The organism is Catellatospora sp. NPDC049609 (genome assembly GCF_040675365.1).
In the GTDB taxonomy this organism is placed as follows: Bacteria; Actinomycetota; Actinomycetes; order Mycobacteriales; family Micromonosporaceae; genus Catellatospora.
Genome location: NZ_JBFAOU010000022.1, coordinates 57,912 through 72,776, shown reverse-complemented (window position 1 = coordinate 72,776; position 14,865 = coordinate 57,912). Strand labels below are relative to the sequence as shown.

Annotated in this window: 13 protein-coding genes; 6 read left to right on the top strand and 7 right to left on the bottom strand. The window is 72.7% G+C overall.

Going from position 1 to position 14,865, the window contains the following annotated elements; translation table 11 throughout:
• Positions 1 to 80: 80 nt before the first annotated feature.
• From AB0J67_RS09555 to AB0J67_RS09540, 4 genes are all read right to left on the bottom strand, one after another.
• A complete protein-coding gene (locus tag AB0J67_RS09555) occupies positions 81 to 551 on the bottom strand; it encodes a hypothetical protein (protein ID WP_363478678.1) in 471 nt (156 codons plus the stop codon).
• Positions 552 to 665: 114 nt separating this feature from the next.
• Positions 666 to 1,652 (bottom strand): 16S rRNA (cytosine(1402)-N(4))-methyltransferase RsmH, encoded by a 987-nt coding sequence (rsmH, locus tag AB0J67_RS09550; protein WP_363478675.1) that lies wholly within the window; start codon positions 1,650 to 1,652, stop codon positions 666 to 668.
• A 202-nt stretch (positions 1,653 to 1,854) separates the two neighbouring features.
• Positions 1,855 to 2,286, bottom strand: a complete 432-nt coding sequence (gene mraZ / locus AB0J67_RS09545) for a division/cell wall cluster transcriptional repressor MraZ (RefSeq protein ID WP_363478673.1) — start codon at positions 2,284 to 2,286, stop codon at positions 1,855 to 1,857.
• Positions 2,287 to 2,778: 492 nt separating this feature from the next.
• Entirely contained in the window at positions 2,779 to 3,048 is a 270-nt protein-coding gene (locus AB0J67_RS09540) for a hypothetical protein (RefSeq protein ID WP_363478670.1), read from the bottom strand.
• Positions 3,049 to 3,245: 197 nt separating this feature from the next.
• On the opposite strand from AB0J67_RS09540, the gene AB0J67_RS09535 reads away from it, so the two are divergent.
• From AB0J67_RS09535 to AB0J67_RS09525, 3 genes are read left to right on the top strand one after another with little or no spacing between them, the layout of a single operon-like run.
• Positions 3,246 to 4,493: a MurT ligase domain-containing protein gene (locus tag AB0J67_RS09535; protein WP_363478700.1), complete on the top strand. Its 1,248-nt coding sequence runs from the start codon at positions 3,246 to 3,248 to the stop codon at positions 4,491 to 4,493.
• Positions 4,480 to 5,193 carry a glutamine amidotransferase gene (locus AB0J67_RS09530; RefSeq protein ID WP_363478697.1) on the top strand — a complete coding sequence of 238 codons (714 nt, stop codon included), beginning with the start codon at positions 4,480 to 4,482 and terminating at the stop codon, positions 5,191 to 5,193. The genes AB0J67_RS09535 and AB0J67_RS09530 overlap by 14 nt, the downstream gene beginning before the upstream one ends.
• A complete protein-coding gene (locus AB0J67_RS09525) occupies positions 5,190 to 5,963 on the top strand; it encodes a VTT domain-containing protein (protein ID WP_363478667.1) in 774 nt (257 codons plus the stop codon). The genes AB0J67_RS09530 and AB0J67_RS09525 overlap by 4 nt, the downstream gene beginning before the upstream one ends.
• Here the strand turns inward: AB0J67_RS09525 and AB0J67_RS09520 are convergent, their stop codons facing one another.
• The 3 genes from AB0J67_RS09520 to leuS all read right to left on the bottom strand — a co-directional run bounded on the left by AB0J67_RS09520 (position 5,964) and on the right by leuS (position 9,557).
• On the bottom strand, positions 5,964 to 6,383 hold the full coding sequence (locus tag AB0J67_RS09520) for a PIN domain nuclease (RefSeq protein ID WP_363478664.1): 420 nt from the start codon (positions 6,381 to 6,383) through the stop codon (positions 5,964 to 5,966).
• Positions 6,374 to 6,580: a hypothetical protein gene (locus AB0J67_RS09515; RefSeq protein ID WP_363478661.1), complete on the bottom strand. Its 207-nt coding sequence runs from the start codon at positions 6,578 to 6,580 to the stop codon at positions 6,374 to 6,376. The genes AB0J67_RS09520 and AB0J67_RS09515 overlap by 10 nt, the downstream gene beginning before the upstream one ends.
• Positions 6,581 to 6,740: 160 nt before the next feature.
• Positions 6,741 to 9,557 (bottom strand): leucine--tRNA ligase, encoded by a 2,817-nt coding sequence (gene leuS, locus AB0J67_RS09510; RefSeq protein ID WP_363478658.1) that lies wholly within the window; start codon positions 9,555 to 9,557, stop codon positions 6,741 to 6,743.
• Between the two features lie 480 nt (positions 9,558 to 10,037).
• Here leuS and AB0J67_RS09505 point away from each other — a divergent pair, with 480 nt between their 5' ends.
• The 3 genes from AB0J67_RS09505 to AB0J67_RS09495 are packed head-to-tail and all read left to right on the top strand — an operon-like array spanning position 10,038 to position 14,809.
• Complete coding sequence (locus AB0J67_RS09505) at positions 10,038 to 11,048, top strand: MoxR family ATPase (protein WP_363478694.1); 1,011 nt, start codon at positions 10,038 to 10,040, stop codon at positions 11,046 to 11,048.
• Between the two features lie 3 nt (positions 11,049 to 11,051).
• Positions 11,052 to 12,353 carry a DUF58 domain-containing protein gene (locus AB0J67_RS09500; protein ID WP_363478654.1) on the top strand — a complete coding sequence of 434 codons (1,302 nt, stop codon included), beginning with the start codon at positions 11,052 to 11,054 and terminating at the stop codon, positions 12,351 to 12,353.
• Positions 12,350 to 14,809, top strand: a complete 2,460-nt coding sequence (locus AB0J67_RS09495; RefSeq protein WP_363478652.1) for a DUF3488 and transglutaminase-like domain-containing protein — start codon at positions 12,350 to 12,352, stop codon at positions 14,807 to 14,809. Before AB0J67_RS09500 ends, AB0J67_RS09495 begins: the two co-directional genes overlap by 4 nt.
• The last annotated feature ends 56 nt before the right edge of the window (positions 14,810 to 14,865 follow it).

Below are 14,865 nucleotides of genomic sequence, written 5' to 3'. Positions count from 1 at the left end.
CTCAACGACGGCCACCCGCGCAACCCCATGGTCAACGCGGGAGCGCACGCGACCACCGCGCTGGTGCCGGAGCCCGGTGCTCACTGGCTGGTGATGCTCGGCTTGCCGGTGGCCGGCTGCGGCACCCCGATGATCTTGCCGTCGGGCAGCCGGATGAAGGCGGGCGCACCCGCCGGCACCAGGCCGAGCCGCTTGGCCGCGGCGTCCAGGTGACCCGGCGACTCCGCCTGCGCGATCTCCTGGCTCACCTGCTGCTCCCGCAGGTCGAGCTGCTGCTGCTGCTTCTTCATCTCGGTGAGCTGCATGCCGCTCTCGGCGATCTTGGTGTTGAGCACCAGGATGCCGAGCACCCCGGCCACCACGACCAGCACGATGAGCAGCACGAACGGCGTTCGCGGCGCCGCCACCGGCATCGGCGGCGCCAGCCGCAGGCGCGGACGCCGCGCCTCCTGCGGCGTCGCCGGCTCCGGCTGCACCGCGAGCGCGGCACTGCCCACCGTCCGGTAACGGCCCGAACGGTTGTCGCTGGTCACCGTCTCCTGCTGCGTCACGGCCCGACCCCCCGGTCGCGACGCCCCCTGCGACGGCGTTGTGCTGCGGCGCGATGCCCGCAGCGGTGTCACGTTCATCCCTACCCCCTTTGCTCGCAGCTTCGGCGGTCCCGGTCAGGGACCCTGGTTCTGTTCGATCAGCTGTGCGGCCCGCAGGCGCACCGACGCCGCCCGCGGGTTGCGGGCGACCTCCTCCTCCGACGGCAGCTCGGCCCCACCCCGAGTGAGCAGCCGCATGGTCGGCCCGGTGCCCGGCAGCTCCACCGGCAGGTCCACCGGTCCGGTGCTGCGGGCGCGGGCCGCGAAGGCCTGCTTCGTGATCTTGTCTTCGAGCGAGTGGTACGACAGGACCACCACCCGCCCGCCCGGCGCCAGCACGTCGATCGCGGCGGGCAGCGCACGCTCCCACGTGGACAGCTCGCTGTTGACCTCGATGCGCAGCGCCTGGAACGTCCGCTTGGCCGGATGTCCCCCGGTACGCCGGGCGGGTGCCGGGATCGAGTCCCGCACCAGCTCGGCCAGCAGCGCCGACGACGTGATCGGCGCCTTGGCACGCTCGCGCACGATCGCCGCCGCGATCCGTGACGCGAACCGTTCCTCCCCGTAGACCCGCAGGATCCGGGCCAGCTCCTGGGCGGAGTAACCGTTGACGACCTCCTGGGCGGTGACGCCCGAGGTCTGGTCCATGCGCATGTCGAGCGGAGCGTCCTGGGCGTAGGCGAACCCGCGGTCCGCCTCGTCCAGCTGCAGCGAGGAGACGCCGAGATCGAACAGGATCCCGTCGACCTTCTCGATGCCCAGCTTCGGCAGCACCTGCGGCAGCTCGTCGTAGACCGCGTGCACCAGGTGCACCCGGTCGCCGAACGGCTCCAGCCGGCGCCGCGAGTGCTCCAGCGCCTCGGTGTCACGGTCCAGACCCACCAGGATCGTCTCCGGGTGCGCCGTCAGCACGGCCTCGGCGTGTCCACCGAGACCGAGGGTGCCGTCGACGTAGACGGTGCGGCCGGTCGGCGGGTGGCCGGGCCGGTCCAGGGCGGGGGCCAGCAACTCCAGGCATCGATCGAGCAGAACCGGCACGTGTACGCCACGCGGCTCCACCATCTCGACCCCCCTGTGTTTCGCTGTGCCTTCGTCGTACCGCCAGATCCCCAACCGCTTCCCCGTTCCCGCCCTCGTCGCGGCCGAGGGTGAGAGCGATGCGCCTGGCGTCGGGGAAGTGACGCCAGGTGCCGGAGCGGGTGGAGATCTCGCGGTACGACTGCCGAGCCCGGTCTGCCGTTCGCGCGGTGCCGGACCCCCGTCCTCACAGACCGCCGGGCAGCACCCCCTCCTCGATGTCGGCGAACTCGTCCTCGCTCGCCTCGAGGTAGGCGTCCCAGGCCTGCTTGTCCCAGACCTCTACCCGGGTGGAGGCCCCGATCACCACGAGATCGCGATCAAGTCCCGCGTACTCCCGCAGGTGGCTCGGGATGGTGACCCGGCCCTGCTTGTCGGGGATCTCGTCGTGGGCGCTGGCGAAGAACACCCGGCTGTAGGCACGGGCGGCCTTGTGCGTCATCGGCGCCTCGGCCAACTGGCCCGCGATGCGCTGGAACTCCGGCGTCGGAAAGACGTAGAGGCAGCGCTCCTGCCCTTTGGTGATCACGACACCTCCCGCCAGCTCGTCCCGGAACCGAGCGGGCAGGATCAGCCGGCCCTTGTCGTCGAGCTTCGGAGTATGGGTGCCAAGGAACATCGGCCCCCACCCCCTCCAGCACCGACACGGGCGTCTGCTCGCTTCGCGGACGAGCGGACGACCGTTGCCCCCGGGGCCGGCGGACCCTCCGGCCCGCCATTGCGCCCCACTTTACTCCACTTCCCTCCACGGTCAATGCGGATTCAGCCTTCCGGGTGCGGTTGCGCTCCACATAGGCGCAGCTCATGGCCGTAAACGACGAGTGGAGGGCGGCGCGCCGCGTTACCAAGGTCATCTTTTTGACACCCGATTCCGGCGCAGCAAAAGGCACCCTCCGTCGCGGCGCAATCACCCGTAGGTGGTACGCACGGTGACGGAGGGTGCCCGTGACCTGTCTTTCAGTGTCCTAGATATCGACCGCCGCCGCGATCTTTGATCGAAGATCGCTGTTATGTGTCGGAAAATGCGGTCTCACCACACATTTCGACACGAAATAGTGATCTTGACACGAGCCGGACCCACCCGACGGGCGGCCGCCGGGGCGGCGGAGGTTCAGTCCGCGGTGGAGGGGTCGGTGTCCTCGTCCTCATCGCCGGGCAGTGCCGCGGTCTCGGTGGCCTCGCCGGTCGTGGCGTCGTCGCCGGACGGGCGGCGCTGGTCGCGGCGGGACGGGGCCTCGGTGCCGGCGGACGCGCTGGCCGAGGTGTTCGCGGAGGTGGGGGCGGGTTTGGCGGCGGGGGCGCCGAGCAGGCTGACCGCGGCGATACCGGCGCCCAGGCCCAGGAGCAACCGGGCGGGCCGCCGCTCAGGGAGTTCGAGCACAGCACGTTCCTTCCGGGGGTCGCCGGCGGCGTGCCACCGGCAGCGGCCGCGCCGACGCGCGGCTGCTGTTTCGTTTTACCCCTTCGAACCCGATTTACGCAATACGCAGGTAAAACTGGGAGCTTCGCAGTGGTTCACGCCACAGGCCTGGCGGCCGACCGGAGTCAGGTAGCCTCTCCGGCGTGACGGAGAAGAAGCTGCCGCTGCGCGCCTCGCTGGCGGCATCGGTCTCGCGTACCGCCGCGGCGCTGTCGCGTGCGACCGGCCGCGGCGACGGTTCGGTCATCGGCGGGCGGATCGGCATGATGATCGACCCTGACCTGCTGGCCCACCTCGCGGAAGGCCGCCGCATAGCCCTGGTCTCCGGCACCAACGGCAAGACCACCACCACGCGGTTCACCGCGGCGGCGGTCGGCGTGCTGGGCGATGTCGCGACCAACTCCTTCGGCGCGAACATGCCCACCGGGCACACCTCCGCCCTGGCCCGCGCCGGCGCCACGCCGTACGCCGTGCTGGAGGTCGACGAGCACTACCTCGCGCAGGTGCTCAAGGCGACCGGCCCGCTGGTGGTGGCGCTGCTCAACCTCTCCCGCGACCAGCTCGACCGGGCCAAGGAGGTGGCGATGATGGCGCAGCTGTGGCGCGACGCCCTCGCCGACCACCCGACCGTGCACGTGGTCGCCAACGCCGACGACCCGATGGTGGTGTACGCGGCCGCCGCGCACGCCGCGGCCGCGGGCACCGGCGGCGTCACCTGGTTCTCCGCCGGGCAGCGCTGGCGCGAGGACGCGCACGTCTGCCCCGCCTGCGGCGCCCACATCGAGCGCGACGAGGCCGACGCCGACGCCTGGCGCTGCGCCACCGGCGACCTGACCCGGCCCGCCCCGCAGTGGACCGTCGACGACAACGCCGTGATCGACCCCGAGGGCGTGCGCCACGAGGTCAAGCTGCAGCTGCCCGGCAAGGTCAACGTCGGCAACGCGGCGACCGCGCTCGCCGTGGCCCACCACTTCGGGGTCTCCCCCGCCGACGCCGCGCCCAAGCTCGGCGAGGTCGCCAGCGTCGCGGGCCGCTACGCCCAGGTCGACCGGGACGGGCGCAACATCCGCCTGCTGCTGGCCAAGAACCCGGCGAGCTGGCTGGAGGCCTTCGACATGGCCGAGCAGCAGCCCACCCTGCTGTCGATCAACGCGCGGGACCCCGACGGCTTCGACACCAGCTGGCTGTTCGACGTCGACTTCGCCCCGCTGCGCGGCCGCCAGGTGCTGATCACCGGCGACCGGGCCTACGACCTCGCCGTACGGTTGCAGGTGAACGAGGTCCCCTTCACCCACGTGAAGTCATTCGAGGAGGCGGTCGCGGCGGTGCCGCCGGGCCGGCTGGAAGTGATCGCGAACTACACCGCGTTCCAGGACATCCGAGCGGAGTTGGATCGAGTTGTCTAGCGCACTCCAGATCGTCTGGGTCTACCCTGACCTGCTGTCCACGTACGGCGACCGCGGCAACATGCTGATCCTGGCGCACCGCGCCAAGGCGCGCGGCATCCCGGTCGAGACCGTCGAGGTCCGCTCCGACCAGGCGCTGCCCGACGGCGACATCTACCTCATCGGCGGCGGTGAGGACGGCCCGCAGGCGCTGGCCGCGCAGCGGCTGAACGCCGACCGCGGCCTGCACCGCGCCGTGGACCGCCGCGCCGTGGTCTTCGCCGTCTGCGCCGGATACCAGCTGCTCGGCAACAGCTTCTTCGCCAAGGGCGCCAAGTGCGCCGGGCTCAGCCTGGTGGACCTGGACTCCGACCGCGGCGAGACCCGCGCCGTCGGCGAGCTCGCCGGGGACATCGACCCCGAGCTGGGCCTGCCCATGCTGACCGGGTTCGAGAACCACGGCGGCCGCACCCACCTCGGCCCCGGCGTCAAGCCGCTGGCCAAGGTGCGGGCCGGCATCGGCAACGACGGCGCCACCGAGGGCGTGTGGGCGGGCACCGTCATCGGGACGTACTCGCACGGCCCCGCGCTGTCGCGCAACCCGGCCCTGGCCGACCTGCTGCTGCGCTGGGCGACCGGCGAGGAGAGCCTCGGCGGCGCCGACGACACCTGGCACACCCGGCTGCGCAGCGAGCGCCTCGGCGCCGTGGGGCTCGTGTGACCCGGCTGTCGGACACCGCGGCCGACGCGTCCGCACAGGCCGCGGAAGGCGCGACTGACGTGGCCGCGCGGGCCGAGGCCGGCGGGGCGGCGCGGGTGGGGCGGGCGATGTCGGGCGCGGTGGCCACGCACTGGCCGCGGCTGGTGGCGCTGGCCGTCCTGGTCGCCGGTGCGGCCGTGGCCGCGTGGCAGCTGCCGCTGGACCGGCTGCCCGCGTGGGTCGACCAGCTGGGCCCGGTGGCTCCGGCCGTCGCCGTGGCGATCTCGGCGCTGCTGCTGTGCGCGCTGGTGCCGCGTACCGCCGTCTCGCTGGGCTGCGGGGCGCTGTTCGGCGCGGTGGCCGGGGCGACCTGGTCGCTGGCCGCGGCGCTGATCGCGGCCGCGCTGACCTACGCCGCGGGGCGCTGGGCCGGGCGCGACTTCGTCGCCGCGCACGCCGGGGACCGGCTGGCCCGCATCGACCGCTGGCTCACCCGCCGCGGCCTGCTCGCCGTGATCGTGGTCCGGCTGCAGCCGATCGCCCCGTTCGGGCTGGTGGGGTACGCGTACGGCACGTCGACGGTGCGGTTCCGCCACTACATCCTGGGCACCGCGCTGGGCGGGCTGCCGTCCTCGTTCAGCTACGCCACCATCGGCGCGGCGGCGATCGCGCCGCACTCGCTGAGCTGGCTGACCTTCATCCCGGCCGCGACCGGCATCCTGATCAGCGCCGCAGCGGCCCTGCACTGGCGCCACCAGGCACGCACGGCCGCCCGCACGGCCACCGCGTGATCAGTCGGCGGTGCCGGCCGGCACGACCCACTGGGTGGGCTGGCCGGTGACCGCCGCGATGGTGTCGAAGTCACGGTCGTAGTGCAGCACGGTGAGCTGTTGCGACTCCGCCGTGGCAGCCAGCAGCAGGTCGGGTATGGACACCGCACGGTGCTGCCCGCGCCGGGCCAGCTCGTGCTGGACCTCGGCGGCCCGGTCCCAGGCCCGCTCGGCGACCGGAACCCAGGTGAACGCCAGCCGGAAGCGGTGGGCGCCGGCCTCGTACTCGGCCAGGTTGCGGGCGGAGTAGAGCGTCTCGAGCTCGGAGACGGGGCACATGGCGACCCGGCCCGCCTCGATCAGCGGCCCCAGCACGGCCAGCACGGCCGGGTGCCGCAGGCGGTGCAGCGCGCTGGTGTCGATCAGGTAGGTCACGACCATGCGGCGGCGCGGACGTCCTCGTCACCGAGGTCGGCGAACGCTCCACCGGCGAACATCTCGATCACGTCGCGCCGGGCCTTGGCGGCGATCACCTCGCGGATGGCCAGGCGCACCGCCTCGGTGTTCTTGGTCGTGCCCAGGATGTGCTTGGCCTGCGAGAGCTCTTCCTGGTCGATGTCGACGAGCACCTGGGTCATCGCGAGCTCCGATCTTTAAAGAACAGCCGCCACGAAGTTTAGTGATCCGGTCGCTAGATCGTAAGAGTGGCTGGTCGGCTGCCTTGCGATACGCGTTAAGAAGGGCACCTTCTACAACGCATAGCGTTAAGAAGGTGCCCTTCCTTTCCTCGGAGGGAGGTCAGGCGACGACGCTGACCAGGCGGCCGGGGATGACGATGACCTTCTTCGGCTCCTTGCCGGCCAGGGAGTCGGTGATCGCGGCCAGGGCGGCGGCGCGGACCTCGTCCTCGGCGGCGTCGGCGGCGACCTCGATCCGGCCGCGGACCTTGCCGTTGACCTGGACCGGGTAGGTGACCAGGTCGGCGGTCAGCAGCGCCGGGTCGGCGACCGGGAAGTCGGCGAAGGTCAGCGAGCCGTCGTGGCCCAGCTTGCGCCACAGCTCCTCGGCGATGTGCGGGGCGACCGGCGCCAGCATCAGCACCAGCGGCTCGGCGACGTCGCGCGGGGTCGTGCCGGCCTTGGTCACCGCGTTGGTCAGCTCGATCAGCTTCGCGATCGCGGTGTTGAAGCGCAGCGCGGCCATGTCCTCGCGGACCCCGGCGATGGTGCGGTGCAGCAGGCGGCGCAGGTCGTCGCCGGCGGGCTCGTCGGAGACCACCAGCGCGCCGGTCTCCTCGTCGACCATGGTGCGCCAGACCCGCTGCAGGAAGCGGTACGAGCCGACGACGGCGCGGGTGTCCCAGGGCCGGGACACCTCCAGCGGGCCCATGGACATCTCGTAGACGCGGAAGGTGTCGGCGCCGTACCGCTCGACCATCTCGTCGGGCGTGACGACGTTCTTCAGCGACTTGCCCATCTTGCCGTACTCGCGGTTGACCTTCTCGCCCTGCCAGGTCCAGCTGTTCGGCGGCTCCTCGGCGACCTCCTCGGCCGGGACGTAGGCGCCCCGGTCGTCGGTGTACGCGTACGCCTGGATGTAGCCCTGGTTGAACAGGCGGTGGTACGGCTCGAAGCTGCTGACGTGGCCCAGGTCGAACAGCACCTTGTGCCAGAACCGGGCGTACAGCAGGTGCAGCACGGCGTGCTCGACGCCGCCGACGTACAGGTCGACGCCGCCGGAGTCGCCGGGCGACTGCGGGCCGACCCAGTACGCCTCGTTGGCGGGGTCGACGAAGGCCTGCTCGTTGGTGGGGTCGGTGTAGCGCAGCTGGTACCAGCAGGAGCCAGCCCACTGCGGCATGGTGTTGGTCTCGCGGATGTAGGTCTTGGGGCCGTCGCCCAGGTCCAGCTCGACCTCGACCCACTCCTTGGCGCGCGACAGCGGCGTCTCCGGCGACGAGGTGGCGTCGTCGGGCTCGAAGGTCTTCGGCGAGAAGTCGGCGACCTCGGGCAGCTCCAGCGGCAGCATCGACTCGGGCAGCGCGATGGCCTGGCCGTCGGTGTCGTACACGATCGGGAACGGCTCGCCCCAGTAGCGCTGGCGGCTGAACAGCCAGTCGCGCAGCCGGTACGTGGTCGCGCCCTGGCCGTGGCCCTCGGCCTCCAGCCAGGCGATGATCTTCTCCTTGGCCTCGGCGATGCCCAGCCCGTCCAGCATGCCGGAGTTGATCGCCGGGCCCTCGCCGGTGAACGCCTTGCCGTCGAAGCCCTCGGCCGGCTGCACCGTGCGGACAATGGGCAGCTCGAAGACCTCGGCGAACTCCCAGTCGCGCTCGTCCTGGCCGGGCACCGCCATGATGGCGCCGGTGCCGTAGCCGGCCAGCACGTAGTCGGCGATGAACACCGGGATGCGCGCGCCGTTGACCGGGTTGACCGCGTACGCGCCGGTGAAGACGCCGGTCTTGACCTTGGCGTCGGCCTGGCGCTCGACCTCGGTCTTCGCCGCCGCCTGGGCGCGGTACGCCGCGACGGCCTGCGCCGGGGTGTCGTGGCCGCCGGTCCAGATCTGGTGCGTGCCCGCGGGCCACGCGGCCGGCACGATGCCGTCCACCAGCTCGTGCTCGGGCGCGACGACCATGTAGGTCGCGCCGTAGATGGTGTCCGGCCGGGTGGTGAAGACCCGAATCGGGTCGACGTCACCGCGGTCGGCCACGGCGAACGCGATGTGCGCGCCGGTGGAGCGGCCGATCCAGTTCTTCTGCATCAGCTTGATGGCCTCGGGCCAGTCCAGCTTGTCCAGGTCGTCGATCAGGCGGTCGCCGTACGCGGTGATCCGCATCATCCACTGCTTCAGGTTGCGCTTGAAGACCGGGAAGTTGCCGCGCTCGCTGCGCCCGTCGGAGGTGACCTCCTCGTTGGCCAGCACGGTGCCCAGGCCGGGACACCAGTTGACCGGCGCCTCGGAGACGTACGCCAGGCGGTGGTCGTTGATGACCGCGCGCCGCTGCGCGGGGGTCTTGGCCGCCCAGGCCGGGTCGGCCGCCAGCTTCGCCTCCAGCTCGGCGATCGGGCGCGCCTTGCCCTGCTCCGGGTCGTACCAGGAGTTGAAGACCTGCAGGAAGATCCACTGGGTCCAGCGGTAGAAGTCGACGTCGGTGGTGGCGACCGAGCGCCGGTCGTCGTGGCCCAGGCCCAGCATGCGCAGCTGGGCGCGGTAGCGCTCGACGTTGCGCTCGGTGGTGACCCGCGGGTGGGTGCCGGTCTGCACCGCGTACTGCTCGGCGGGCAGGCCGAAGGAGTCGAAGCCCATCGTGTGCAGCACGTTGAAGCCCGCCATGCGCTGGAAGCGGGCGAAGACGTCGGTGCCGATGAAGCCCAGCGGGTGGCCGACGTGCAGGCCGGCGCCGGACGGGTACGGGAACATGTCCAGCACGAACTGCTTGGGGGCGCCCGCGCGCGGGTGCGCCGGGTCGGCCAGCGGGCCGGCCGGGTTGGGCGTGTGGAAGGTGCCGTGCTCCTGCCAGTAGTCCTGCCACTGCGCCTCGATGGCGTTGGCGGTCGCCGCGGTGTAGCGGTACGGGGGGATGTCGGCCGGGGTCTCGGCGTGCTCGCTCATGTCAGCGTCCTCACGAGTCATTCAAGATCAAGTCATCGGGCGGGATGACGCGCCGGGCGCGTCGCGTGCGTCTCCTCGGGCACAAAAAAGCCCCTCACGCAGGAGGGGTCGCCGTGCTCACGCGCGCTCTGTCGCGTCAGCACGGCTCACTAAGGAGCGCCAGGGCCCAAGCCATGCCCGCATGATACCCCCGCCGCCGCGCGCCCTGCATCTCGCATACCGCCATTGCCGTAGACGGCGACAGTGCGGAACACTGCGGACAGGGTGTGCCCTTTCGGACCTCCCGATCGGTGGTTGCTCAGTAAGGCAACCGCCCCGACCGCACACAGCGTTCTGTCGGGGCGCGGGTGATCGAACCACAGGAGGCCCGGTGAGCGCACCACGACGCCCACGTCCCACGGGGGCCGCCAGCCCTCGCAGTTGCGATATTCAGGAGGACATGTGACCACGCAACGCAGTGGGGGCGAACTCACCGACCCCATGACGGTCGACGAGTTCCGTGCCACGACGAACGCCATCGTGGCCAACATCGAGCAGGTGATCGAGGGCAAGACCGCCACCGTGCGGCTCGCCCTGGCGGTGCTGCTGGCCGAGGGCCACCTGCTGATCGAGGACGTCCCCGGCGTCGGCAAGACCAAGCTGGCCAAGGCGCTGGCGCGGTCCATCGACTGCTCCGTGCGACGCATCCAGTTCACCCCCGACCTGCTGCCCAGCGACGTCACCGGCGTGAGCGTGTACAACCAGGAGACGCGCGACTTCGAGTTCAAGCCGGGCGCGGTCTTCGCCAACCTGGTCGTCGGCGACGAGATCAACCGGGCCTCGCCGAAGACCCAGTCGGCGCTGCTCGAGTGCATGGAGGAGCACCAGGTCACCGTGGACGGCGTCACGTACGCCATGGAGGTGCCCTTCATGGTGATCGCGACGCAGAACCCGATCGAGATGGAGGGCACCTACCCGCTGCCCGAGGCGCAGCGCGACCGGTTCACCGCCCGCATCGCGATGGGCTACCCGGACGCCACGGCCGAGTTCGCCATGCTCGACGGCTACCAGGCGCACGACCCGCTGGAGGACCTCACCTCGGTCGTCGACGGCGGCACGGTGCGCCGGCTGATCGCCACCGTGCGCAGCGTGCACGTCGCCGACGCGGTCAAGCGCTACGCCGTGGAGCTGGTGACCGCCACCCGCGAGGCCCCCGAGCTGCGCCTGGGCGCGTCCCCCCGGTCCACCCTGCAGCTGCTGCGCACCGCCAAGGCGGTCGCCGCGCTGGACGGCCGCGACTACGTCGTCCCGGACGACCTGCAGACGCTGGCCGTGCCGGTGCTCGCGCACCGCGTCATCCCCACCGCCGACGCGCAGCTGGCCCGGCGCACCACCGACGCGATCCTGTCCGAGCTGGTGCACCGCCTGCCGGTGCCGCACGACCGCGGGCGCTCCCCCTACGACACCCGCCCGGCCACCCCGCCCAACTCCTTCTACGACCGGCGGGGCTGACCGATGCGTGAGGCGCTGCGCGGGCTCACCACCCGTGGCCGCTCGTTCCTCGCCGCCGGGACGGCCGCGCTGCTGTGCGCGCTCGCTCTCGGCGAGACGGACCTGATGCGGGTGGCGGTGCTGCTGGTGGCGCTGCCGCTGATGGCCGCGCTCTACGTCGGCCGGGCGCGCTACAAGCTCGCCTGCTCGCGCAGCCTCGACCCGTACCGGGTGCAGGCCGGCGGCAGCGCGCGCGTGCTGCTGCGGCTGCAGAACATGTCCCGCCTGCCCACCGGCACCCTGCTGCTGGAGGACCGGCTGCCGTACGCGCTGGGCAGCCGGCCCCGGCTGGTGCTGGAACGGCTCGGCGCGCAGCAGGCCAGCTCGGTGGCGTACACGGTGCGTGCCGAGCTGCGCGGCCGCTACGAGGTGGGCCCGCTGACGCTGCGGATGACCGACCCGTTCGGGCTGTGCGAGCTGACCCGCTCGTTCCCCAGCTCGGACAAGCTCACCGTCATCCCGAACGTGACCGCGCTGCAGCTGGTGCGCCTGGCCGGGGAGTACTCCGGCACCGGCGACAGCCGGGCCCGCTCGGTCGCCGTGCACGGCGAGGACGACGCGGCGACCCGGGAGTACCGGCGCGGCGACGACCTGCGCCGGGTGCACTGGCGCTCCACCGCCCGCGTCGGCGAGCTGATGGTGCGCCGCGAGGAGCAGCCCTGGGAGAGCCGGGCCACGGTCCTGCTCGACACCCGGCTGGGCGCGCACCGGGGCGAGGGCCCGACGGCCAGCTTCGAGTGGGCCGTGTCCGCCTCCGCCAGCATTGCGGTGCACCTGCGCCAGGCCGGCTACCGGCTGCGCCTGGTCACCGACGCGGGCGCCGACATCGACGCCAACGAGGGCACCGGCGACGGCATGCTGCTCGACCACCTGGCCGAGGTGAAGGCCACCCCGCGCGGCGACGTCGGCAGCCTGGTCGAGCACGTACGCCGCCGCGCCGACGGCGGCCTGGTCATCGCGGTGCTGGGCCTGCTCACGCCCGAGGAGGCGCGGCTGCTGTCGGCCCTGCGCAGCAGCGGCACCACCTGCATCGCGTTCTTCCTCGACGCCAGCACCTGGCTGAACCTGCCCGCGCCGGCCCGCGAGGCGGCCGCGAACGACCACGCGGCCGCGGCGCTCGCGCTGCTGCACGGCGGCTGGCGCGTGGTCAAGGTCAAGCACGGTGACCAGCTGCCGACGCTGTGGCCGCAGGCGGCCCGCGGCCAGCAGGGCTTCGCGGTCCGCGCGGCGATGGCCGAGACCGTCACCATGGGAGGCGGCCGATGAACGCACGACGCCATCTGGGCCTGGTCGCGGGCGGCGCGACGCTGCTGGCCTCGGCCCCGATCTCGGCCATCTTCTCCGGCTGGACCTGGCTGTTCGAGGGCGGTCTCATGATCGCCCTGGTGTGCGGGGCGGCGCTGGGCGCCCGGTCGCTGCGCGGGCGGCTATGGGCGCAGCTGCTGGCCATGCTCGCCGCCCTGCTGGTCGGGCTGACCTGGCTCTACGGCGACGGCACCGGCATCCTCGGCCTGCTCCCGACGCCGGACACGTTCGCGCACTTCGGGCAGCTGTTCGCGCTGGCCGGCGAGGAGGTCCAGAAGAGCTACGTGCCGGTGCCCGACCTGGAGGGGCTGCTGTTCATCAGCGCGCTGGGCATGGGCTCGGTCGCGGTGCTCGTCGACCTGTGCGCGGTGGGGCTGCGCCGGCCGGCCCTGGCCGGCCTGCCGATGCTCGCCATCTACTCGGTGCCGGTCGCGGTCTACCTCGACTCGATCTCGCCGATCCCGTTCGTCATCGGGGCGATCGGCTTCCTGTGGCTGCTGGTCAGCGACAACGTCGATCGCGTACGCCGCTTCGGCCGCCGGTTCACCGGCGAGGGCCGGGGCGTCGACGTGTGGGAGCCGTCGCCGCTGGCGGCGGCCGGGCGGCGGCTGGCCGTGGTCGGCGTGCTGATCGCGGTGGCGCTGCCGCTGGCGGTGCCGGCCATGAGCGCGGGCTTCCTCGGCGAGCTCGGCACCGGCCAGGGCCTCGGCCAAGCCGGCAAGGGCAACCGCGGCAGCGGCCGGGTGGACCTGTTCGCCGAGCTGAGCGGCCGGCTCAAGCAGGCCGGCGTGCAGGACATGGTGAAGGTCACCACCAGCGACCCCAACCCGTTCTACATGCGCTTCGGGGTCGCCGACGCGGTCAGCGGCGACGGGTTCACCAGCCAGGTGCCGGTGGGCCAGCCGGTCGGCGACGACCTGCCCGACCCGGTCGGGCTGGACCTGGGCGCGGTGAAGTCGACCCGGGCCAGCGCCCGTGTCGAGATCACCAAGGACTTCCGCATGCCGCTGCTGCCGGTGTACGCCGCCCCGAAGTCGATCCGCGGTCTCGACGCGGCGTGGGGCTACGACCCGAGCCGGCAGCTCGTCTACTCGGAGCGGGCCGACTCGGCCAACCGCTCCTACGAGTTCGACTACGTGCGGGCGGAGTTCTCGCCCGACCGGCTGCGCGGTGCCCCGTCGCTGGACGACACCGACGCGGTGCACCGCACGTACCGCAGCGTGCCCGCGGTGCCGCAGGTGAAGGAGCTGGTGGACCGCCTGATCGAGGGCAAGGACAACGACTACGACCGGGTCCGCGCGCTCTACGACTACTTCTCCGCCAAGAACGGGTTCGCCTACGACGTGGCGACCCCGGCGGGCACCAGCGGGCAGGCCATCGTCGACTTCCTGGACGGCAAGCGCGGCTTCTGCGAGCAGTACGCCGCGGCGCTGGCCTGGATGGTGCGCACCGCGGAGATCCCGGCCCGGGTGGCGTTCGGGTTCACCCTCGGCGGCGCGCCGTCCAACGGGGTGCGCACGCTGACCAACCGCAACCTGCACGCCTGGACCGAGGTGTACTTCCCCGGGTTCGGCTGGGTGCCGTTCGACGCCACCCCGTCCACCTACGTGCTCGGCTCGGTGCCGACGGCGTGGGCGCCGAACGTGGACGCGCCGGAGGAGACCCCCGGCGGCCCGCAGCCCTCGCTCAGCCCCGGCTCGACCGCCGGCCCGAACGGCGAGGGCGGCCCGGACCGGGATCCGACCGACCCGGACGCGGGCGCGGCAGGCATCCCCGTGCTGGAGGAGAAGCTGCCGACCTGGTTCTGGTGGGCGGTCGGCGGCGGAGTGGTGCTGGTGGCGCTGCTGGTGGCCCCGGCGCTGCGCCGGATGTCGCTGCGCCGCCGCCGCGGCGTGCGGACCGCGCCCGCCCGCGCCGACGGTGACCTGGCCCAGGTGCGGCCCGCCGCACCCGACCTGGTGATGACCGTCTCCGGCGACGCCGACGGGGCACGGCGGCAGGCGCATGCGGCCTGGGACGAGCTCATCGACACGATGGTCGACTACCGGCTGGTGGTGGACCCGGCGGAGACGCCGCGGGCCACCGTGGAGCGGCTGATCGGCACCTCGCTGCCGGGATCCGACGCCGCGGAGCAGGCGCGCCTGCTCGGCATGGCGGAGGAGCGGGCCCGCTACGCCCCGGTGCCGCTGGCGGCGGAGCGGCTCACCGCCGCGGTGCGGTCGGTGCGCCGGGCCATCGCCGCCGAGGCCGGCCGGCGGGTGCGCCTGGGCGCCGTGCTGATGCCGCCGTCGGTGCTGCTGCGCTGGCGCAACGCCGGGTACGCCGCGCTCACCGCGATGTCGGCCCGGACGGCGGCCGTGAGCGGCGCGGTGATGCGCGTGCTGCGGCCGCTGCGCCCCCGGCGGCTGCTGCGCTGACGGCGCCCGCGGGACATGAAGCGGGCCGCGTCGAGGAGTTCCTCGACGCGGCCCGC

Excerpts from the sequence above, each read along its gene's own strand:
- rsmH (WP_363478675.1), bottom strand. The coding sequence starts at position 1,652 with ATGGTGGAGCCGCGTGGCGTACACGTGCCGGTTCTGCTCGATCGATGC.
- mraZ (WP_363478673.1), bottom strand. The coding sequence starts at position 2,286 with ATGTTCCTTGGCACCCATACTCCGAAGCTCGACGACAAGGGCCGGCTG.
- AB0J67_RS09520 (WP_363478664.1), bottom strand. The coding sequence starts at position 6,383 with ATGGTCGTGACCTACCTGATCGACACCAGCGCGCTGCACCGCCTGCGG.
- AB0J67_RS09515 (WP_363478661.1), bottom strand. The coding sequence starts at position 6,580 with ATGACCCAGGTGCTCGTCGACATCGACCAGGAAGAGCTCTCGCAGGCC.
- leuS (WP_363478658.1), bottom strand. The coding sequence starts at position 9,557 with ATGAGCGAGCACGCCGAGACCCCGGCCGACATCCCCCCGTACCGCTAC.
- AB0J67_RS09505 (WP_363478694.1), top strand. The coding sequence starts at position 10,038 with ATGACGGTCGACGAGTTCCGTGCCACGACGAACGCCATCGTGGCCAAC.
- AB0J67_RS09500 (WP_363478654.1), top strand. The coding sequence starts at position 11,052 with ATGCGTGAGGCGCTGCGCGGGCTCACCACCCGTGGCCGCTCGTTCCTC.
- AB0J67_RS09495 (WP_363478652.1), top strand. The coding sequence starts at position 12,350 with ATGAACGCACGACGCCATCTGGGCCTGGTCGCGGGCGGCGCGACGCTG.